Genomic DNA, 21,141 nt, shown 5'->3' on the forward strand with positions numbered 1-21,141 from the left:
TGTTTATAACGAAATTTCGTTGATAGCAACGGATTATCATTATAGACATTGTGTTTTTCCGTTCAAGAAACTTCCTGTCCGCCTCCTATTGTTTGATTATTCCCACAACAAATGACTCTGGCATAGCAATTGCAGAAGGTACTTGTTTAAGCACAAAGGAGGGATCAGGATGCCGTTGATAAAGGTACTGACTTAGCAATTCCGACAGAGCACTTGTTTTATGCAACAACCTTTTATTTAGAGAGGAGTATTGATATGGGAGACAAGAAACATTCACAAACCCATGATGCTGACCACCACCATCACGATAATGATGACCACCCCCACCATCATCATCACCACGATAACGATTTCACCGATTACATGACCGCAGTAACGGAATATCGAAAGTCCTTCGCCAGCAAAGCTGACGTTATGTCCCAGGCTCCTGATCCCGCAGTAAGGGAAATGGTTGCCTATATGGATAGTATGGGCCTGGAAAACTGTTTTGACCGTTTCGACAAACAGAAACCTCACTGCGCTTTCGGCTTAGCCGGGGTCTGTTGCAAAAATTGCTCCCTCGGTCCTTGCAAGATAACTGAGAAGTCTCCCCGGGGTACCTGCGGAGCGAATGCAGATCTCATCGTAGCACGTAACATGGCCCGCGCGGCAGCCGGAGGTGTGGCAGCCCATGGAGCTCGTGCCCGTGAAGTCATGCTAACCCTAAAAAAGGCTGCCTCCGGAGAGATCGATCTCCCCATCTTGGGTAAAAGCAAGGTGCTTGGCGTAGCCAACATGTACGGCCTGGAGACTGCAGGCAAAACCGTCGAAGCTTTGGCCGGTGAAATTGCGGATATTTTGCTCGAAGATATGAGCCGTACGGTGCCTGGCCAGCACCGAACCCTTACTGCAGTGGCCCCACCTGAACGACAAAAGGTCTGGAACGAACTCGGGATAACTCCGATCAGCTCCTATCACGAAGTTTTTGAGACCTTGCACGCGACCACAGTCGCAACCCAAGGCGATTGGCGTAAAGCCATGGATCAGTTCCTGCGTTTAGGTATCACCTTTTCCATGAACAGCGTGGTGGGCGGCTCCATTGCCAGCGACTGTCTCTTCGGCATTCCCACCCGCAGTACCATCAAGGCTAACGTGGGTGCGCTGAAAAAGGACTTTGTTAATATAGCCATTCACGGCCATGCCCCCATGCTGGCTACGGAAGTCATCAAAACGGCCCGTACCGCTGAATTCGTCACCATGGCCCAGGAGGCCGGAGCCCAGGGTATCCAGTTCTATGGAATCTGTTGTTCAGGCCTGTCAACCATGTACCGCCTTGGCGGAGTCATTCCCCTCTCCAACGCTAACGGCGCTGAGCTGGTAGTGGGCACAGGCGCGTTGGATCTTTGGCTGGCTGACATCCAAGAAGTTTTTCCGGGTATTATGGATGTCGCCAACTGCTTTAAAACCGTGGTTGTCACCACGAACGAATCCAACCACCTGCCGGGGGCGGAACATATCGGTTACAAGCGAGATCTCTCCGACCTGAATCGACTTCCGGAATTAGCCAACAGAATTGTAACCCGGGCGATCGAAAGCTTCAAAAACCGCCTGGACGTGAAAAGGCATATTCCTCCCTACGAGGTGGAAGCGGAAGTGGGATTCGGTCTTGAGTATCTCAGCGAGTACTATGGCGGAAGCGTCAAACCCATCGCCGACGCTCTTAAGGAAGGCAAAATTCTCGGCATCATCAACTTGGCCGGCTGCACAAACACCCGCATTGTGTTTGAAAAGGCCATTGTGGATGTTGCAGACATTTTGCTGAAGAATAACATCCTTATCTTTGCCAACGGTTGTGCCGGCTTTCCAATGTTAAAACTCGGTTACTGCTCAGTCAAGGGACAGGATAAATGCGGAAATAGCTTGCAGGAATTTCTCGGTTCGGATCTGCCCCCAGTCTGGCACTTTGGCGAATGCATCGATAACGCTCATGCTGTCGGTACCTTCGCTGCCATAGCCGGTCTGCTCGGCCATCCGATCAAAGATTTGCCCTTTGCTGAAGTGACGCCCGAATGGTCCAACGAGAAAGGCGTTGGCGCAGCCCTTGCTTTCCGTATGCTGGGGTTTGATTCCTACCATTGTGTCCATGCTCCGGTGGAAGGTTCTAAAAAGGTGAAGGATTTCCTTTACGGGGGCACAAGAGAACTGCTTGGTTCCTGCATGAACGTTGACCCGGACCCCGAAAAACTTGCTCAGATGATCATCTCAGATTTTAAGGCCGCAAGAAAGAAGCTTACCTGGGACGTTTAGCCCTCCCAATTCAAAGCCTAGGGAGGTCGCGTTGCACAGGACATGCCGGTTGAAACACGCAACTTGCCTCACAGTGTACTGCGGCAAGAGTCATTAATTAAGTACGTGGTGACACAGAGCTTTGTCGTGTCCACCACGTACTTGCAGTTGAACCAAAAGCTTTGCATAGAGAGGAGATTGCCTAAGTGCCTAAGAAATTCAATTCAGTACAGATAAGAGTAAGATCCATTTGTCGAAGAGAATTTGCGAGGGACGTTTACCGTCCGGGAGTCATTTCGCTGTCACGCATCGTCTGGGGCTCCCTAGGTGCCGGCATAGCGCTTGCCATTATCGGTATGCTGTCCAAAGTCACGGGGATAGGAGTGCTCTTTCCGCCTCTGGCGGCAACCTGCTTCATCAATTCCAGTTGCGTGTATTTGCGAGTAGCTCGGCCCAAACCAGTCATCGTCGGACATTTTGTCTCAGCGATGGGCGGGCTGGCGGGAGTTTGGACAGGAGAATTGCTGGCAGGGGGAACAGACTTGGTTATTCCGCTTAAACTTAGTCTAGCGTTGCTTTGCGCAGCCTTGCTGATGCAGGTTTTTGATGCCGATCATCCTCCGGCGGCAGCCACCGCTGTCATTCCGGCTATTTTACCCTTGCCCATGCCCGCACAGCTGTTTCCCGCGTACATGGCTTGGGGCGCGACCATCGCCGTACTTTTCGCCCTCGTCTGGAACCGGGTTTGGTTCGAATTTCCGGCTAAAGATGACGATCATTGCGTTAAATATGCCGGGCTGTACATGGAAAAACCCCAGGTATGGGGCATGTCTTTATGCATGGTTAGTATGGTCCTGATGAGTTGCCAACAAGTCGCGCCGGTGTTTTATCCCATCGGGCTCTGGGGCATGATACTAGGCGTCTTGCTTCTCGGGATGCACCATTTTGTGGTTGCCCTAGTAACCCCAAAAACTGAAAACCACTAGAAAAATATCTAGAATAATATCATGAAGTTTATAATCACTATTATATAAAACCAGTTGTTCTAAGGAATCAACATCCTTTAGATTATTGTTATGTGACGAGGATAGGAATACCTAATTTTTGGGCAACGTTGGTTTTTGAAATGCTAAAGGTTTTCTTATCATACCCGGCCTCTTACCTAATCTCAAAATATTCGGCCGCAACCTGAGCGGCACAGCCGGTTCCGCAGACCACACAACCGCGATCATCACCGGCAGCTGCCGCAGCAGCCTTCAACTGTTCAGGATAAAGAGCCGCTTTAATTTGCCTGTTTAGGTTCAGGGCAACCCGGGCCTTAGCCATTTCCAGATCTCTGGCCCAGGCTTGTTGATTGCCTTTGGCAATATCCGCAATATGAGCCGCCATTCGGGTCGTAATCACCCCGGTTCGGACGTCTTCCTCGGTGGGCAGACCCAAGTGCTCGGCCGGAGTCAGATAGCAGAGGAAATCCGCACCGCAGGCTCCGATCAGCGCCCCGCCGATGGCTCCGCTGATGTGATCATAACCTGGCGTTACATCCGTGGCCAAAGTACCCAGGATATAATAAGGGGCATTATTGCATAGTCTTTTCTGCACTTCCATGGTTGCCTCCACATGATTGAGGGGCACATGCCCGGGTCCTTCCACCATGACCTGAACACCGGCCTCCTGGGCTCTTCTGGTAAGTTCTCCCTGGATGATCATGCCCTGCAGCTGGGCACCGTCCAAGGAATCGGCAATACTGCCGGGTCGGATGGCATCCCCCAGGCTTAAGGTAACGTCATAAGCCTTTAGTATTTCCAGCACCCGGTCAAATTTTTCGTAGAGGGGATTCTCTTTCTGATTGTGCAGCATCCAACCGGTGAGGAAAGCACCGCCCCGGCTAACCACGTCCGTTACCCGTCCGGTGTTTTGCATTCTTTTGATGACGTCCATATTCAGAGCACAATGAATCGCCATAAAATCCAGCCCGTCCGCCGCTTGTCGTTCAATTACCTCGAAAATATCCTCCTCTCTCATACTGACAACACTGCCGTATTTCTCAATGGCCTCGATCCCTGCCTGGTAAATCATGGTGCTCCCCATGGCTACATGAGCCAGGGACAAGGACTGCTTCCTCATGCCGTCGATGTCTTTTCCCGTACTTAAATCCATAAAGCTGTCGCAGCCGGCTTCTTCCGCAATGGCCAGCTTGCGGGCTTCCATTTCCATGTCGTCGCGATCGCTGGAGGTGCCAATCAGGGCGTTAACCTTAATCCGCAAACCTGCCCCGATCCCACAGTATTTAAATTCCTTGCGGTTTTTGTTTCTGGGAATGACGATTCTCCCTTCGGCAACTCCCTGCCGGATAAATTCCGCCTCAAGATTCTCATCAGTCGCCACAGCTTCCATTTCCTCGGTAATGATCCCGGCCCGGGCTTTTAAAACCTGTGTCATATTAACCACCTTTCCTTTCTTAACAGCTATGCTTAGTTGTGTTCAGATACTTGGCGACAATTTCCATTGCACAATACTTCCCGCACATGGCGCAAGCCGTAGATTCCCCGTTGTTGCGGGTTTTCCTGATCTCTGCCGCTCTGGGCGGATCAATGGCCAGTTCTAATTGTCTTTTCCAGTCCAGTTGCTTGCGGGCCAGAGACATTTCCAAATCCCATTGCCAGGCTTCTTTCCTCCCTTTGGCCAGGTCGCCGACATGGGCAGCGATCCGGGCGGCTATGACTCCCTCCCGCACCTGATCAGCACTGGGTACGCCGATATGTTCAGCCGGGGTGACATAACAAAGAAATTCCGCCCCTGCCCAGGCACTGAGTGCTCCTCCTATTGCAGCATTAATATGGTCGTAACCGGCGGCAATATCCGTCAGCAATGGACCGAAGACAAAGTAAGGGGCTCCCTGACAAAGGCTCTTTTGCAATGTAACCGTGGCCTTCACATGCTCAAGAGGCATATGCCCGGGCCCTTTAATCATAATTTGGACCCCCGCTGCCCTAGCCCGTCTGACCAGTTCCCCCAAGATAACCAATTCTTGAACTTGGGCTCCATCCAGGGAATCAGCCAGACACCCCGGCCTCATCCCATCAGCCAGGCTGAGAGTAACATTATATTTCCGGGCAATTGCCAAGACCCGGTCATATTGTTGATAAAGAGGATTTTCACATTCATTGGCGATCATCCAACCGATTAAATGAGCACCTCCGTAACTTACCAGAGGATCAAGGCGGCTTTCTCTCTTGGCTCGTTCTACAACATCCATAGTCGTTGCACAGTGTAAAGCCAAGAAGTCAACACCATCTGCCGCATGCCGTTCAATAACCTCAAACATTTCCTCTGCTGTCATTTTCACCGTGGAACCGTACTTTTTCCCAGCTTCAGCGATTGCCTGATAAACAGGGAGTGTGCCAACGGGTACGGAAGCAGAATTCAGGGTTTCCAGGCGCATGGCATCAATATCCCCGCTGACGCTCAGATCCATGAGAGCATCTGTACCTGCCGCCAAGGCTGTTTTGACCTTGCTGATTTCTTCAGCAAGGGAAGCTTCACTGCCGTAAAGACCGATACTGGCACTAACCTTTGTCCTCAGCCCCTTGCCGATACCTACAGGCATAATATTTTTGTGGTTGATATTACCGGGGATGACAATTGCACCTGCTGCAACTCCCTGCCTGATAAATTCCGGGGAGACTTTCTCCCGGGCTGCCACCTGCTCCATTTCAGAAGTAATTGTTCCTTCCAAGGCCCTTGTTAATAAACTCATCATTATCCTCCTTTGAACCTTTCATTGCTCAAAATAACCCCTATTAATAAGTCGTTATTTGCCTACCCTCCCTTTTTAAAATAAAAAAGTCCACACCTTAATTAGATGTGAACATTTCCACCGTTCCCGTCTTGCTGCCTTTATAAAGAACAGCTGGCAACAATTCAGGCAGGTCTCCTGACTTCCGGCGTAACGTCCGTGTCTCCCTTCCCGCCTGCTTTGCCTATCGGACAACAAGCGGTGGCTATGAGATGGACTACCGGTTACAGTGGCGGGACCGTCCGGGACTTACACCCGATTCCCTATTCTCCCTCGCGGGCACCTGAACGTTATCATATTTACTTAGAGTCACTTTTTAACCGGTTTCCTGTCCCCGCTGCTGCAGTGCGTTGAGACCAGAGTAAGCTTTCAGTGACACATTGTTTTCCGGTGCATAAATCCCAATACCCCGCATTCATCTCGGGGTTTATCATGCAACTCCCAAGGGTACATCTTCCTCTCCTCCTTAGAAATTAATAACCTTAGGCTATTTTTTAAAGCAAAAAAACCCGCAACTCAATAGAGCGCGGATTTTTCCATCATCCTCACCTAAACCGGCTTAATACGCGAAGCCGATGCTAAGTATTTTACAGGCAGGTCTCCTGACTCAGGCTCACAGCTTCCTTGCCTCCTTCCTCCTTACAGAGTGGTCATGGCCAAAGCTCCCCTTTACAGTGGCGGGTCCGTCCGGGACTTTCACCCGGTTCCCTATTCTCCCTCATTGGGCACCTGTAAAATTATGTTTATTTACTAATGATCATACTTAAGAAAACCGAGGATGTCAAGATACCTTTTAGATCAGGGCCCTCTGATCTTGTCAAACTTGAATCCATTCAACCATAAGGGCCTGCACTGAGAGAAATCCACCGACCTCTCCAGCTATTGTCCCTTATCTAGATACAAAGGGATTGCCCTCTACCCAAAAACGCCAGGGATAGTGTACGGCTTCTCTGCTGTTATTAATACCTATTCTTGGACCTACGGCAATGGACCCGACTTCCTTTCCTTCTGCGATAAACAGTGGATACTCAAACATCCCTCTCCCGTAATCTTCCTTAACTATCCCTAGAGATTTGGTTAACTTTCCCGGTCCATTGGTTAACTCCAGTTCTTTTTTTACGTTTCCCCGGCGTTGATACATCAGATCAAATCCGGAACAGGGCTCCAGGGCTCTGATTAACACCGCCTCCGGGTGCCCGATTTCTCCACTGACTACATTCATAAGACAATGGGTATGCATAACATAAGTATAGGCATACCCAGGTGGGCCAAACATTACTTCAGTTCTTTTAGTCCTTCGGTTGCCATAACTATGAGCCGCCCGATCTTCCGGTCCAATGTAGGCTTCAGTTTCTACAATCCATCCCGACGCTGTGCCAAACTCTGTTTCCTTCACTAGCAATTTCCCCAACAAAGCAGGAGCTAAGTTAAGGGTAGGTTGTTGAAAAAAAGCATAGTCTATCGGTTGAAATGTCATAACTCTATCTCCTTATTCCGAACTTCCAGTAGTAGGGGAATACTCATGTTTCTGATATTACCCTAGCGTCATTGTACACTTATTTTCCCTTAGTTATTCTTTAATTGTTTTTATGCAGGGACATTTTAAAGACCGCCGAATTCCTTGTGTCCAAGGATTCGCGCGGTCTTTCCACTTTCTATCTATAGTCAGGAATGAACCTAGGATTAGAACAACCCTGTAATTGTTCCCTCCGCATCAATATCCATTCTCGTGGCAGCCGGTCGTTTTGGTAATCCCGGCATGGTCATAATCGTACCTGTAACTGCCACCAGGAACCCGGCACCGGCGGAAAGACGCAATTCCCGAACTGTGATGGTAAAACCTGTCGGTCTGCCTAAGCGAGTGGGATCGTCAGTAAAAGAATACTGAGTCTTAGCCATGCAAATCGGTAAATTACCATAACCCATCTCCACATATTTCTTCATAGAAGCTTGAGCAGCTTTATCGAAGATAACTCCATCTGCTCCATAAATATCTTTGGCTATTTTCTCGATTTTCTCTTCAATGGACAAATCCAATTCATAGAGCACCTTAAATTTAGCTTCTTCCCGTTGGAGCACGGAGAGGACCGTTTCAGCAAGCTCAACGCCTCCTTCTCCACCGCGCATAAACACTTCGGAAAGGGCAACTTCTGCACCTAACTCCTGGCATCTTTCGCGAACTAGGTTTAGTTCAGCTTCCGAATCCGTTGGGAATCTATTGATAGCCACAACCGCCGGTACACCGAATTTCGCCATGTTTTCAATGTGTTTTTCCAGATTGACTACCCCCCGTGCCAAGGCTCCCAAGTCTTCTGTACCTAATTGATCTTTAGCCAGGCCGCCGTTCATCTTTAAGGCCCGAACAGTTGCCACAATGACAACAGCCTCAGGTTTCAATCCACCATAACGGCATTTCAGATCAAAAAACTTTTCTGCCCCTAGGTCTGCTCCAAAACCGGCTTCTGTCACCAGATAATCTGCCAGTTTCAGACCAAGTTTTGTGGCCATGATGCTGTTACACCCGTGGGCGATATTGGCAAATGGTCCGCCATGAATAAAGACAGGAGTGTTTTCTAAAGTCTGGACAAGATTTGGTTTAATTGCGTCCTTCATGAGAAGGGCCATGGCGCCTTCCGCTTCTAAATCATGAGCGGTTACAGGTTCTCCTTCATAGGTATAAGCAACGACAATCTTGCCAAATCGTTCTTTGAGATCCATAAGGTCCTTTGCTAAGCAAAGAATGGCCATGACCTCCGAGGCTACAGTAATGTCATACCCACTTTCACGGGGTACTCCTTCCATCTTGCCCCCTAAGCCCATGACAATTTTACGTAAGGCGCGGTCATTCATATCCACAACACGTCGGAAAACCACTTGTCGCGGATCAATATTTAAAGGATTTCCTTGTTGAATACTGTTGTCCAGCATGGCTGCTAAGAGACTATGGGCTGAAGTAATGGCATGAAAATCTCCTGTGAAATGGAGATTTATATCTTCCATAGGCACGACTTGAGCATATCCGCCCCCCGCCGCTCCGCCTTTAACACCGAAACACGGACCAAGAGATGGTTCACGTACCGCAATCATAGCCTTCTTGCCCATTTTGGAGAGTGCTTGCCCTAATCCTACAGTGGTTGTCGTTTTACCTTCTCCGGCAGGGGTTGGATTAATTGCGGTAACTAGGATGAGCTTGCCATCGGGCTTATCTTTTAAGCGATTCCACACACTTAAATTAATTTTGGCTTTGTACTTGCCATATAACTCTACCTCATCATCTTTTAAGTCAAGGTTTTTGGCAATCTCCAGGATTGGTTTCATTACTGCTGCTTGGGCGATTTCGATGTCACTTTTCATGTTGCATTCTCCTATTCTTGCTTAATTATTTTCATTCAGATACCAACACACCGGGATAGACCTTATTTACTCCTTTTTACTCGCGAGTTTTGTACTTACTCCCATAATCATGATGCAGCTGATTCCCATTAAGACCCCGTCTAAAATTAAGGGAGTTCCCCAACTTCCTGTACTATCTCGAATTGCTCCCGAAATCACTGGCGATAATACCGCTCCAATTTCCGAGACAAGATTCAGCATGCCAAAAGCAGCTCCCCGCAAATGAACTGGGGCAATTTCTGAAGTAAGGGCGTGAGCAACTGCTTGCAAAGCAAAAAAGATTAAACCTGAAGTAAAGAGAATAACCGATTGGACAACCATATCATTTCTTCCGGACATGACATAGGCTGCAAATACAAAGATAAACACCGTCAAAAGAGCTTCCATACCGATCAAGACATTGCGGCGGCCATTGGGTTTATGGGCTACCATATCGGAAATCTTTCCCCCTAAAGGAAAACCGATGACTCCAGCGATAGCGTTAAAGGAGATAACCAAGAGGGCAGATGCCAGAGTACCGCCGCCAAAATCTTTGATTACAGCTCCTCCCCAAAAACCATAAAACCAGAGATGCCATAACACGGCAATATAAGAGACATAGATAAGCACAAGATTTTTGTCCTTTAAAATCGGGTTGACTTCATTGCCTTTCCTGATAAAGATAAAAGCAATTAAGACAAAGGCTAAACAAGTTAGGATAACTGCAATTATCACATCATTTAAATGCATAGCATCTGTGATAAAATAAACAGCCATTATAGCTACTAAGAAGACAAAGGCATATTTAAGCAAGTTGAGTAAGGCTTTGCCAAAATTCTCTGACCCTAATTTTCCTTGTGGCTTTAGCGCCTGACGGATAAAGACTGCTGCAATAATTGTGACTGTTCCCAAGATAAGAAAAGGAGCTTTCCAAGCGTCGACACCCATGGACGGTTGAGCTAACTCTATTAAATATACTGTCCCTACTAAGGCTCCCGACAAGCCCACAGTAAGTCCGCCCATTACTACTCCCATACCCAAGCCCAGTTTATTCGGAGGAGTTACCTCGGCAACCAAGGAGCGGTCATTCGAGTAGAGAACGCCTTCGCCAAGTCCGGTGAAAACCCTCAAGGCTATAAATGCCACCAAGCCACCGGTTAGGCCCGTCAATAGGGTGGTAATGCCAGCCCAAAAAATACTGATAACAACAATTGTCCTATAACCATATTTATCCCCAAAGTAACCTCCCGGGAATTGGGTCAGCATATATCCGGCGAAAAACAAGCTTCCTAACAGGCCACCCAGGGCATGAGGGTTGCTGGCAGCTTCTAAAAAACCAACCTTATTGGCAATCATCCAAGTAACCACTGGGCCAGTCAATGTTCGGTCAGCATAGGATACTACCCAGCCAATAAAGAGCATGATCCAAATCGTGTGATACTTTTGCCAGCCCTTCTCTTTAAGTACCGTCATATTAACCATCTCCTCCTATAACATTTTAAATAGGTAAGAAGTAGTTATATCTTCTTCTGACTGATTAATTCCTCAACTGTTTGAACCTTAGACAAATCTGATAATTGCTTAGAAATAGAGACAATTTCATCAGTTGTAGCAGCCATTTCCTCAGTAGCCGCAGCTTGGTTTTCTGACGAAAGACTTGTTTTATTAATTTTTTCACTGATAAATTCAATTGCCTTTTTTATCTCAATAAGCGACCCCGCAACCTTTTCTGCTGACTCCTTACTTAAGTTCGATAGTTTGCCCATTTCTTTAGCTACAACACTGAATCCTCTGCCCGCATCTCCAGCCCTTGCTGCTTCTATAGAGGCATTTAAGGCTAGCAGATTAGAATGTTTGGATATGTTTTTTATATCCTCTATTATGCTGTCAATGGCATTGATTTTTTCGTGAGTATGAGAGCTGAACTCATCGATTTCCTTGATAAACGTTGATAGTTGCTGGGAACTAGAAGCAACTTCTTCAATACCAGCATTTAATTGCTCCATTGAGGAAAAGAGCTTTCTGGTGCCTTCTTCGATTTTGGCCTCTTTTTCTATGCTTTTGGAAACCGAAACTATAGCGACAACCTCTCCTCCTTCATCAAAGACCGGGGTTAGGAGACCTTTAGCAGGGACTCCGAAGAATCTGGTGGGAACTACTGACGGCAATTGTTTTTTCGATTTCTTCACAAGATTGAAGTTTTCCATATTCTTAATTGGGTCCCCAACTTTAGAAGGCATTTTAAGCTGACCCGGTTCATAAGCAGCGACAATCTCATTTCTAAGGTCAAAAACTATCACGGTAATATCGTCATGCATTACTTCATTTAATTTTGGCATTAACTCAATAAATCTTTGCAGATATCTTTCTTCCATATTTAACTCCTTTAATCGCCATTGATTAATGGTTTAAAATGTCTCCGCTGTCCAAATCTTTAAGAAGAAAGAGAGATGAAGCATCTCATCTCTCTTAATTTAAGAGACTGATTAGACCTTAGCTTAGGAGTCAGTCTATGCCTTTCGAGCTGCGATTTCATTTTGCATTTTAGCCAGGCTTTTAGGCGTAATTCTGAAAAGAAGAGTGATAAGGATTAATGCTACTAACATGATGACTGCAGGGATTAAGGTTAATCCATTCTTTATAGATTCTACCAGTAATGGCGTTGCCTCCATATTGGCAACATAGCCTGCTCCGGCAAGTACTCCCGTGATTATGACGCTTCTGACCAGAATTGCTACTTTGATCGGGAAATTGATTAAGGACATGATGAACCCTCTGGCATTCTTACCTGTTTTCCATTCACCGTAGTCAACGGTAGATGAATACATAACTACACCCAAGGCATCAGGCATGCCGTATCCTAAATAAGCAATGAACATAATGACCATGAAGGAGATATAATTCATAGGTAAAGCCCAGACAGCCAACAGCCCTACTATAAAGATCGAAAGGGATAAAATGTAGGTGTTTCTCTCGCCGAACTTCTTGGCCAGGGGGTTGGCAATCAAGGCCCCAACGAATGTTACTACGTTTAGCCCGGTCATGAAAACTGCAATAACAGCCAGATTATTAACTACGTACTTAAAATAATAGAATGCTAAGCCAAAGATAACAAACCTGCCTAAGTATCTTCCAATTTCACCTAACATTAAGCCAATAAGCGGCGGATTGACGATGATCTGTTTCAACATTTCGCCAATGGACATTTTCTTTTCAGCTTGACCTGTTTGAACAGAAGTCCCGTGGAAAGCATAGTCTTTGGTAATGAAGAACAAGGTATAATAACAAGCAATCATCACAGCACCTGTGATTACTACGGTAAGTGTATATCCCATGGCAGGATTGCCTTTGCCGAGTGACAGGATCATCTTCATGCCAATTAAAGAAAATGCAATAGCACCGAGAGAATTAAACATCCCTCTATTTGTTGACATAGCGATTCTTTCTTCTCGGACTGTTGTCATTGAAGAGTTTAAGGCCACATGCCCGGCGTAGAATATATTCCAAATCAAGTGACTGACTGCAAATCCGACGGTAATGATAATAGCATTGATTGTTGGAGAGCCAATTTTAGAAAACTGTAAAATAAAGAACAATGCCGCAAAGGGTGGGCCCACAAGCAACCAGGAACGGTATTTACCCCATCTCATATTGCTCTTTTCCAAGAGGACTCCGGCGGTAGGAACCCACAGAATATCACAGATACTGGTAATCAATAATACGGTGCCCACCAGGGCCATAGGGAGCTTGGCAAAATCAGTTAGAAACGCCGCAAAATAGAACACTTCCATATTGACGAATAACTGAAATCCGAAAGATGGTAATCCGTAAAGATTGATAATGGACTTTTTCAATCCCTTTTCCATAGTAAAATCTCCTCTCAAATCATTTTCTTTTTCTTATCTCTTATCTTCCGTCAACCTTACTCCCCTCTATTTAAAACTCAGATTTGTTCCCCAACTGGGAATATTCAGAAATATATGGAGTTAAATGGAGGGCAACCTCCGTCCTCGATTAAGTAATTTTTTTGCAGCTTAGTGCAATCCTTTTACGAGGTGCAGTGTTGCCCTATAACACTTCATTGAAGACCTACAACAACAAATCCATAATAAAAGTAAACATCGCGTCTTCATACTTTACAATTTTCGGCGCTATCGCTTGTTCAGGTTTTCCCTCTAATTCCGGATGCTCTGCTAAATATTCTTCCCAGGTTGTGTAGTATTTGGTATCCATTTCATCCTCTCCTTTCAAGATTAGTAGGTTCCGTTTTCATGCACATAGTCCAAGACAGCTCTGAGATTTTCTACAACCGGACCATTGATATCCAAATGAATGATGCTCTTATCCGCCTGCCACCAATATCTTCCGCCGGGAGCGAGTATATCCAATAATTCTTTGGCTTTATCTACACACTGCTGCTTTGTCCCGGTTTGCAGCAATGTCACAGGATAGAGTCCCGAAATAATGTGCTTTTTACCGAGCTTTTCTTTAATAATTTTCGGATCTCCGTATTCGAACCTCATGATGGTATTTTCCGGCAATTCATATAGGTAGTCCAGATATCTCATCCAATCTTGTTCCACAAATAATTGGACACTTTGTCCCATCCCTGCCAAGGTTTCCACCATCTTTTTGAAGGTAGGCCAGTATAAGGCTGCAAAGTCCTTTTCCCGCAAATAGGGAGCCATGTGCAGGGGAATAAAGGTATAACCTAGCATGGAAGGATTCGGCAGAGTCCCTTTTTTGATCATCAGAGGTAGTACTGCCTCGCAGGCAGCCGCAACTTTATCCGGATATCGGCGAACATCCCCTGAAATCCCTTTAAAGCTTCTAAGAAAATCAGACATAAAGTCAAAGGGAGCTTCTGTCAAAGCACCAACCATACCAGCGAAGCCATATTTTGCATTCATTTTTGCTCTTATTGCGCCTAAAGAAGCTAGATCGTCGGCTTGGGCTTTCATTGCCTTAGCTAAGGCCATTGCCACTTTTCCGGGAGGGCCGTTAAACTCCGTGTACAACCTGGGCAAAATAGTTTCGACTATACAGTCATAAGGGGAGGCAATAAACTCGTCGTATTCTTCAGCCAACATCCCAACCACATCCGGATGCTGCATGAATCCGCTGGAACTCATGACAATAGGAGTAGAGCCTAAAATTTGATAATGGGAGGGAATTCTGATCGAACCGCCAGGATAGGTGTCAGTATAGAAATCTTGACAAAACTTATCATAGACAGGCTCTAACTTTGTTAGATCCCATTGGCATTCAGCCAAGTCCAACCCTGCATACTGAATTGCAAAGTCTTGAGTTGCAGGGTTACTGATTGGTACTCTTTTGGGAGTTTTTCCACTGAACAGATCTTTAAATAATTGGTTTCGTTCATTTGTCCTTGCTATAGCATCTGTCATCTTAACTCACCCACCCTTGACAAGTTTTCAGCCCTTCTGCGGCGTTTGTAGTAAAAGCATCTGCGCCGATTTGCTTACAGGCATCTTCATTGACAGGATTTCCCCCAATAATGATCTTTACACTATCCCTTAAACCTGCTTCCGTGATGGCTTTGACCGTTTCTTTCATAGAATCAATAGCCAGAGTCAAAACACCACTCATCCCCACAATTTGTGGTTTAACTTCTTTTACCTTCTCTACAAAGGCACTTGGTGATACGTCAACCCCTAATTCATAAACGTCAAAGCCTGCAGCCTCGGCCATACTGCCGAAAATATTTTTTCCAATGTCGTGTAAATCCCCCTGCACAGTTCCAATAACAATAGATCCTACTTTTTCAGTGGCTACATCATTTAGTACAGGTTTTAAAAGATCAATTGTTTTGGATAGCAATTCTCCGGCAAAAATCAAGTCCCCCACATAGTACTCATTTTTTTCGAACAACTCTCCGACTATTCCCATGCCTTGCTGGCAGGCAAAAACAATCTTTTGAGCATCTTCACCGCTGGGGTTTGTCGCTACAAAATCCTCAATCATGGTCATGATAGTTTTTTCGTCAAGGTCTCCTACTGCTTGAGTTAGTGCCTGTAAATCGATCATGATGAAACCTCCTCTAATTAGTTAATAGTCTCTTTAAAAAGGTTGTATTGTATGTCCTATTAGAACTTTATTGACGACAGGTTTACTCCGGATGTTGTTCCATCAGGACAAAAATGACTTTGGATAGACCATTGTTTAACTGTATATACAAGTTTATTGAATAAAAAAATTTCCTTCCATCCTAAATTTTAATTTATACCTTTACGGGGCCAATCTTGTTTTTACGGTACGCATTCAGGTAATTCCTGCAAAAGCGGTCTTTTCCCAGTAAAGCATCTGTTACATACAGAGTTGTCACTATATCTCGGTTACAGGGATCCAGGATGGCTGAATCCATTCCTGCATACATTGCCAAGGTTAAAAAGTGTTGATTTATGACTTTTCTTAAAGGCGCTCCAAAGGATATATTACTCAAGCCTGAAGTTACTTTAATAGTGGGAAATAAGGTTTTTACTTCCTTTAATGTCTCTACAAAGTTTACAAGGGATTGATTATCTGCAGATAGAGCCATTACAAGGGGATCAATATGGATTCGATCAGGAGTTATATCGTATTTAAGGGCTTTATCTACCATGATCTCTGTGATTTCTACTCTTGTACGAGTGTCTTTAGGGATACCCCTATTATCACAAGTCAAGGCAATAACTTCCCATTTTGTACCTTTAATGATGGGATAAATTATTTCACACTTTCCCCCTTCCTCAGATACCGAGTTTATTAATCCGGGTCTCTTAGCATAGGGAAAGACTTTCTCAATAATCAGTGGATTGGGGCTGTCAATACAGAGGGGCGTATCTACGGTATTCTGCACGATGTTCATAAGCCACAGTAAAGTTTCTTCTTCTATTTCCGGGGAAGTACTGGCGCAGACATCAAGATAATCTGCACCTGCTTCCGTCTGCCGCAGGGCTAGATCACGAATAAATTCTTCATCCTTTTGTTCTATGGCTTTCTTAACACTTGGGATTGTTCCATTAATTTTTTCTCCAATAATAATCATTAAAGGCATCCCTCCTCAAAGCATATCTATTCCTGTATATACATGTATCTTATATTCATATATTAGCAATATTCAATATTTTTGTCAAATTATCTTTTTCACAAAAGCCAATATTGTAAATTTTAAAAATATTGGCTTCTGAGCTAGCCTTTAGCTTTAATTGTTGTGTTTTTGGGCAAATAAAACAAGGACGAAGCGCCTACCTAGATAGTGCTTCGTCCTTGCTTTATTGCGCTTAGATTATGGAACTTTAAAATAAGTGCATTCTCCAAAAATACTATTAAATCTTGGGTAACTGCCTAATTCCACAAACTTTACATCTTCAGCAATATCCCTTGCCCTTCGATATTCATCGGCCGATAGCAATGCCAACTTTGCACCGGTACCCGCCGCATTGCCGATCATCTTAATCTTGCTTTCCAGCTCAGGAGGAATTAATCCGATGACACAAGCACTATGTGGGTTTAAGTAGTTTCCAAAGGCCCCAGCCAAAAGTACTTCTTGAATATCTTGAACCTGAATGCCATAGGCATCCAGTAAGACCCTTACCCCGGCAGCCATAGCCCCCTTGGCCATCTGAAGTTCTCGTATATCACTCTGGGTAATCATAATGGGTCTGCCATGCCCTGTTTCATTTTCCCTAGCAAGCAGAAAAGCCCCTTGTCCCTCATACTCAATAAGGTTTTCCTTAAATCTTTGAGCCACAGGATTTGTTAATTGGTCAGGTGCTAAGATTTTACCTCTCTTATTCAGGATACCAAGTTCTACTAATCCGGCAACGGTATCCAGTAAAGCGGAGCCGCACACTCCCAAAGGTTTGCCTCCTCCTATGACCCCATACTCAAGCCTTTCTCGATAATAAACATGATCAATCGCCCCCACAGCGCCCCTCATCCCACTGCTAATTTGGGCACCCTCAAAGGCAGGGCCAGCTGCAGCTGAACAGGCAACTATCTTTTCTCTTGAGCCAAGGGCAATTTCGCCATTAGTCCCGATATCAATAACAAGCTTAATATCTTTACTCTGATCTAACTCAGTGCTCAATAACACAGCTACCGTGTCAGCCCCCACAAAACCAGCAATATTCGGCAGCACAAAAACCTTTCCTGCCTGATTAATGTCAATCTTAAGGTCTGAAGCATCTAAAACCAAAGGCTCGCTGAGAGCAGGAACATAGGGAGATACTGCAATGCTCTGGGGATTTATGCCTAAAAAGATATGATGCATACAAGTATTTGCTGCTATAGAGATGCCATAGATGTGCTCTCTTCCAATAGAGGTCTTCTGGATTGCCTCGGCAATAAGTTTATTAATAGCTTCAATCACTGCGTTGTGCAGTTTGTTTAAACCACTTTCTTCATGGCTTGCAAAGGTAAGGCGGGAAATAACATCGGCCCCAAAAGCCGTCTGTGGATTAAGGGCCGAAACTACATTCAACTCTTCCCCAGAAGACAGATCGAGGAGATAGCCCACAATAGTAGTGGTTCCGATATCAAAGGCCATTCCCAGCAATGTATTCCTAGAATCCAGCGGTTCGATCCCAACTACTTCACTGCCATACATAACAGCAGTGACACGGTTATCCGCCTCCCTAAGCACATCCGGCATCTTCCTGAAAATTGAAATCTCTGATTCCAATGCACGCTCCTTGTAGCCCTGTTTTATTAAACTATCCTTTAGGCGATGCCAATCAGAACTGTGAGCCTCACGGGAGGGTTTTTCAATTTCAAGATACAGTTTTTGCAGGTGGGGAGCAATTTGGAAAGACCTGGCCTCAGATGTTATTAGGATATTGTGTTTAAGTTGATTTTTGTTTGGAAGTTCAACTAGCAAATCATTGTCTACAGTAGTTAAACAGGCTAAGCGAATACCTGCATCTAATTCTTGAGCTTGAATTATCTCTTGTTCTCTAGGAACCGGTGCGGCCAATCCCTTAGAAATTCTGACCCGACATTTCCCGCATGTTCCTCTGCCGCCGCAGGGAAAATCGAACTCCAAACCTGCATCATTCATGGCCTCTTTCAGATTTTTACCTTCCGGCACTTCCAGCAGCACGTCACCTGGTTGAAAAACCACTCTGTGATAGTTCACGATGTTTCGCCCCCTATATCTTCAACATCTGACCAATACACTTAAATTAATCACTGCTACCCTGTAATTTTATATAATCTCCCCTGTAACTAGTAAAGCCTATCCCAATGGGTTTATTTTCATTGTTGTAAAGTTTCAGTTTAACTACCAGTAAAGCCAGATCATCATAGATATTGAGATATCTTTTAATATCTTCATTAGGTATCTCTGCACTAATACTTATCTTTTTCTTTAGTGCAAAAATAGGCAAAGAATTTGCCACCATTTCCTGGAATGTAGCCTGTTCAATCTCTTTTTCAACGATAGGCATCCCTTTGTTATACAGCAGATATTTAACATCGTATGCTACTGGGCTTCCATCGGTATAGAACAACCTGCGAATCATAATAACATGCTTATTTCTTGTAATCTGCAACTCATCTGCTAATTTTTCATCGGGCATGATAATCGTTACTTCCAACAATCTTGCCTTATCCACACTATTAATTGGGTTATTCATCTCATCATAATATAACGTATATTTGTTAACTTCTGGTTTTTGGACATAACTTCCTTTACCCGGAACAGAATAAATATATCCCTCACTCGATAAAATTGCTAACCCTTTTCTGACCGTCATTCTGCTAACACCATATTCTTTACAAAGGGCGGCTTCAGGAGGAACGGTATCACCGGGCTTCAATTCTGCACTGTTGACTTTCTTCTTAATATCTTCGACAATTTTTATATAAACTGGATCACCCATTACCTTCTACTCCTTGCCCGTGGCCAAGATTCATCCATTCCCTACACAATTTAGCGCCTACTGAAGCATCTGTAGCAAATCCATCCGCACCTATGAACCTGAAAGAATTCTCCGTTAGATGATTAGCACCAATAATGATCTTAACCTTATCTCTAAGCTGAACTTCCTTCAAAGCGTTTACGATTTCTCGCATTTCATCTACGGTGCTCGTTAAAACACCACTAAGGGCCAAAATATCCGGATTATGCTTTTGGACATTTTTAATAAAGATTTCTCTCGCTACATCTACTCCCAAATCAATTACATCAAAGCCATTGGCCTCTAACATATACCTGAAAATATCTTTTCCAATATCGTGGATATCTCCTTTGACAGTTCCAATAACTACTTTCCCAATTTTTTTATGATTGGTTCTGTGGAAGTAATCTGTTATTTCCTTTAGCCCTAGTACTTGTCTAAAAATCATCCCTGCCATGATTAGATCAGCAATAAAATAGTCCTTAGAGTCGTAAAGTATCCCTACTCTCTTCATTCCTTCATTCATTACATCAATCAGGCTTAGAGGATCAATCCCTGCATTTAAGGCTTCTCTAGCCAATTCCAGGGACTTTTCTTCGTCTAATTGTTCCACATAGCTGACTAGTGATTCCTTTATCTCTGTAAAGTCATTCATCTTTTTCCTCCCCAAACCATTTTAGGGTTTTGCAAGAATTATTCTTATATATACAGGTATAAACAAAAGGAATATTTTAAATTTATATTATAATCAAAAATTTGTTTTGTCAAACGTTCTAATCTTATTTTAAGTCATAATGTCCAATATTGAATTGGCAATCTCAACCCTTATATCTAATTTAGCTTTCACTCATAAAATCACAGACTCATCAATTCTTCCGTAGGGAGCTAGCATAAGCAACTCGCAAAATAATTGAAGTTTTACCTGAACCCAGAACTGAGTTCAGGCCGCCTCACAAGGCGGCTAGTTTTGTTCTAATCATGTTCTGTTATCCTTGAAGAATATTATTAAGTATCTAATATAATAATCACTGCTAATGGTCTTAAAAACCTCATCAATAACCAGGCTCTTTCACCAATAACTTTAATATACGTATACTAAACCATAGGGCTTTATCCTAAATAAAAGTTTGGAAGGAGATTGTTCTTATGCCTCCTCGCTTACCTTCAAGCTGTCCTCCAGGTTATAGAATGTATACTGTCGTATCAGGAGACATTATGTATTCAATCGCTCAAAAATTCGGAGTAAAACTTGCTGACTTAATTAAAGCTAACCCTCAAATATCTGATCCAAATGTAATTTATCCGAGTGATGTTTTATGCTTGCCTGGGCAGATACCGAGTCAATTAACGTTACCATGTTCCGTCCTACTTACGCCTACGGCACAAATACCATCTGGTATCATTGCCAACGCTATTGCCTATATCGGCCCAACTGGTAATCATACTATAAGTATTGTCTCTAACCTGCTGGCTCCGTCATTTTTGGGGAATTACTCCAGCTACGCTGCCTATATAGACAATATCCTATCAAAACCGCTATACGAAACAACAAATGAGCCAACTCCCTCTTGGGCAAGCACTATAGATTTAGGAACGCTGAAAATCCTTCCAAACATCAGATTAATAATTAGTGCTAATCAGGGTGATATGAGTCCGCCCCCAGGAGACCATATTTTATTTGAAGGAATTTTTAGTTGCTTTTGATAAATAGCCCAGAAAGAGAAGGATCTGCCTTTCTTTCAGAACTGGCCTTTGAAATAATGTAGTATATTCAGGTCAAGTTGTGTTAACTCAGAAATATTTTAG

17 protein-coding genes and 2 riboswitches are annotated in these 21,141 nt (G+C 44.4%); of the genes, 3 read left to right on the top strand and 14 right to left on the bottom strand.

Translation table 11 applies throughout. The annotated features are described in order from the left end of the window. Positions 1 to 255 precede the first annotated feature (255 nt). Both DESMER_RS16680 and DESMER_RS16685 read left to right on the top strand, forming a co-directional pair. Positions 256 to 2,286 carry an anaerobic carbon-monoxide dehydrogenase catalytic subunit gene (locus tag DESMER_RS16680; RefSeq protein ID WP_014904234.1) on the top strand — a complete coding sequence of 677 codons (2,031 nt, stop codon included), beginning with the start codon at positions 256 to 258 and terminating at the stop codon, positions 2,284 to 2,286. A 185-nt stretch (positions 2,287 to 2,471) separates the two neighbouring features. Then, positions 2,472 to 3,251 (top strand): HPP family protein, encoded by a 780-nt coding sequence (locus DESMER_RS16685; RefSeq protein ID WP_014904235.1) that lies wholly within the window; start codon positions 2,472 to 2,474, stop codon positions 3,249 to 3,251. A gap of 172 nt (positions 3,252 to 3,423) precedes the next feature. Here the strand turns inward: DESMER_RS16685 and bzaB are convergent, their stop codons facing one another. From bzaB to DESMER_RS16750, 14 genes are all read right to left on the bottom strand, one after another. After that, the gene (gene bzaB / locus DESMER_RS16690) at positions 3,424 to 4,704 is read right to left on the bottom strand and encodes a B12 lower ligand biosynthesis ThiC-like protein BzaB (protein ID WP_014904236.1); all 1,281 of its coding nucleotides are present in this window, start codon (positions 4,702 to 4,704) and stop codon (positions 3,424 to 3,426) included. Between the two features lie 19 nt (positions 4,705 to 4,723). Then, entirely contained in the window at positions 4,724 to 6,022 is a 1,299-nt protein-coding gene (thiC, locus tag DESMER_RS16695; RefSeq protein WP_014904237.1) for a phosphomethylpyrimidine synthase ThiC, read from the bottom strand. A gap of 150 nt (positions 6,023 to 6,172) precedes the next feature. Further along, positions 6,173 to 6,362, bottom strand: a riboswitch (cobalamin riboswitch). A 274-nt stretch (positions 6,363 to 6,636) separates the two neighbouring features. Then, a riboswitch (cobalamin riboswitch) is annotated at positions 6,637 to 6,809 on the bottom strand. Positions 6,810 to 6,950: 141 nt separating this feature from the next. Further along, on the bottom strand, positions 6,951 to 7,538 hold the full coding sequence (locus DESMER_RS16700; RefSeq protein ID WP_014904238.1) for a DNA-3-methyladenine glycosylase: 588 nt from the start codon (positions 7,536 to 7,538) through the stop codon (positions 6,951 to 6,953). A gap of 206 nt (positions 7,539 to 7,744) precedes the next feature. Next, a complete protein-coding gene (locus DESMER_RS16705; RefSeq protein WP_014904239.1) occupies positions 7,745 to 9,415 on the bottom strand; it encodes a formate--tetrahydrofolate ligase in 1,671 nt (556 codons plus the stop codon). 66 nt (positions 9,416 to 9,481) lie between these two features. Further along, positions 9,482 to 10,906, bottom strand: coding sequence for an MFS transporter (locus tag DESMER_RS16710; RefSeq protein ID WP_014904240.1), 1,425 nt, complete (start codon positions 10,904 to 10,906; stop codon positions 9,482 to 9,484). A gap of 44 nt (positions 10,907 to 10,950) precedes the next feature. Next, positions 10,951 to 11,808 (bottom strand): methyl-accepting chemotaxis protein, encoded by an 858-nt coding sequence (locus DESMER_RS24775; RefSeq protein ID WP_014904241.1) that lies wholly within the window; start codon positions 11,806 to 11,808, stop codon positions 10,951 to 10,953. A 135-nt stretch (positions 11,809 to 11,943) separates the two neighbouring features. Next, positions 11,944 to 13,299 (bottom strand): MFS transporter, encoded by a 1,356-nt coding sequence (locus DESMER_RS16720; protein WP_014904242.1) that lies wholly within the window; start codon positions 13,297 to 13,299, stop codon positions 11,944 to 11,946. A 223-nt stretch (positions 13,300 to 13,522) separates the two neighbouring features. Next, positions 13,523 to 13,666 carry a hypothetical protein gene (locus tag DESMER_RS24045; protein ID WP_014904243.1) on the bottom strand — a complete coding sequence of 48 codons (144 nt, stop codon included), beginning with the start codon at positions 13,664 to 13,666 and terminating at the stop codon, positions 13,523 to 13,525. A 20-nt stretch (positions 13,667 to 13,686) separates the two neighbouring features. After that, positions 13,687 to 14,841 carry a uroporphyrinogen decarboxylase/cobalamine-independent methonine synthase family protein gene (locus DESMER_RS16725; protein WP_014904244.1) on the bottom strand — a complete coding sequence of 385 codons (1,155 nt, stop codon included), beginning with the start codon at positions 14,839 to 14,841 and terminating at the stop codon, positions 13,687 to 13,689. 1 nt (position 14,842) lies between these two features. Beyond that, on the bottom strand, positions 14,843 to 15,481 hold the full coding sequence (locus DESMER_RS16730; protein WP_014904245.1) for a cobalamin B12-binding domain-containing protein: 639 nt from the start codon (positions 15,479 to 15,481) through the stop codon (positions 14,843 to 14,845). A gap of 193 nt (positions 15,482 to 15,674) precedes the next feature. After that, positions 15,675 to 16,481 carry a methyltetrahydrofolate cobalamin methyltransferase gene (locus tag DESMER_RS16735; RefSeq protein WP_014904246.1) on the bottom strand — a complete coding sequence of 269 codons (807 nt, stop codon included), beginning with the start codon at positions 16,479 to 16,481 and terminating at the stop codon, positions 15,675 to 15,677. A 240-nt stretch (positions 16,482 to 16,721) separates the two neighbouring features. Then, positions 16,722 to 18,572: an ASKHA domain-containing protein gene (locus tag DESMER_RS16740; protein ID WP_014904247.1), complete on the bottom strand. Its 1,851-nt coding sequence runs from the start codon at positions 18,570 to 18,572 to the stop codon at positions 16,722 to 16,724. 46 nt (positions 18,573 to 18,618) lie between these two features. Continuing rightward, a complete protein-coding gene (locus DESMER_RS16745; protein WP_014904248.1) occupies positions 18,619 to 19,317 on the bottom strand; it encodes a GntR family transcriptional regulator in 699 nt (232 codons plus the stop codon). Then, the gene (locus DESMER_RS16750; RefSeq protein ID WP_014904249.1) at positions 19,310 to 19,990 is read right to left on the bottom strand and encodes a cobalamin B12-binding domain-containing protein; all 681 of its coding nucleotides are present in this window, start codon (positions 19,988 to 19,990) and stop codon (positions 19,310 to 19,312) included. The genes DESMER_RS16745 and DESMER_RS16750 overlap by 8 nt, the downstream gene beginning before the upstream one ends. Positions 19,991 to 20,550: 560 nt before the next feature. On the opposite strand from DESMER_RS16750, the gene DESMER_RS22655 reads away from it, so the two are divergent. After that, positions 20,551 to 21,039 carry a YoqH family protein gene (locus DESMER_RS22655; protein ID WP_202949400.1) on the top strand — a complete coding sequence of 163 codons (489 nt, stop codon included), beginning with the start codon at positions 20,551 to 20,553 and terminating at the stop codon, positions 21,037 to 21,039. Positions 21,040 to 21,141: the final 102 nt, after the last annotated feature.

The organism is Desulfosporosinus meridiei DSM 13257, assembly GCF_000231385.2.
GTDB classification, from domain to species: Bacteria; Bacillota; Desulfitobacteriia; order Desulfitobacteriales; family Desulfitobacteriaceae; genus Desulfosporosinus; species Desulfosporosinus meridiei.

Coding starts and splice junctions, on each gene's coding strand:
- DESMER_RS16680 (WP_014904234.1), top strand. CDS start 256: ATGGGAGACAAGAAACATTCACAAACCCATGATGCTGACCACCACCAT.
- bzaB (WP_014904236.1), bottom strand. CDS start 4,704: ATGACACAGGTTTTAAAAGCCCGGGCCGGGATCATTACCGAGGAAATG.
- thiC (WP_014904237.1), bottom strand. CDS start 6,022: ATGAGTTTATTAACAAGGGCCTTGGAAGGAACAATTACTTCTGAAATG.
- DESMER_RS16700 (WP_014904238.1), bottom strand. CDS start 7,538: ATGACATTTCAACCGATAGACTATGCTTTTTTTCAACAACCTACCCTT.
- DESMER_RS16705 (WP_014904239.1), bottom strand. CDS start 9,415: ATGAAAAGTGACATCGAAATCGCCCAAGCAGCAGTAATGAAACCAATC.
- DESMER_RS16710 (WP_014904240.1), bottom strand. CDS start 10,906: ATGACGGTACTTAAAGAGAAGGGCTGGCAAAAGTATCACACGATTTGG.
- DESMER_RS24775 (WP_014904241.1), bottom strand. CDS start 11,808: ATGGAAGAAAGATATCTGCAAAGATTTATTGAGTTAATGCCAAAATTA.
- DESMER_RS16720 (WP_014904242.1), bottom strand. CDS start 13,299: ATGGAAAAGGGATTGAAAAAGTCCATTATCAATCTTTACGGATTACCA.
- DESMER_RS24045 (WP_014904243.1), bottom strand. CDS start 13,666: ATGGATACCAAATACTACACAACCTGGGAAGAATATTTAGCAGAGCAT.
- DESMER_RS16725 (WP_014904244.1), bottom strand. CDS start 14,841: ATGACAGATGCTATAGCAAGGACAAATGAACGAAACCAATTATTTAAA.
- DESMER_RS16730 (WP_014904245.1), bottom strand. CDS start 15,481: ATGATCGATTTACAGGCACTAACTCAAGCAGTAGGAGACCTTGACGAA.
- DESMER_RS16735 (WP_014904246.1), bottom strand. CDS start 16,481: ATGATTATTATTGGAGAAAAAATTAATGGAACAATCCCAAGTGTTAAG.
- DESMER_RS16745 (WP_014904248.1), bottom strand. CDS start 19,317: ATGGGTGATCCAGTTTATATAAAAATTGTCGAAGATATTAAGAAGAAA.
- DESMER_RS16750 (WP_014904249.1), bottom strand. CDS start 19,990: ATGAATGACTTTACAGAGATAAAGGAATCACTAGTCAGCTATGTGGAA.
- DESMER_RS22655 (WP_202949400.1), top strand. CDS start 20,551: ATGTATTCAATCGCTCAAAAATTCGGAGTAAAACTTGCTGACTTAATT.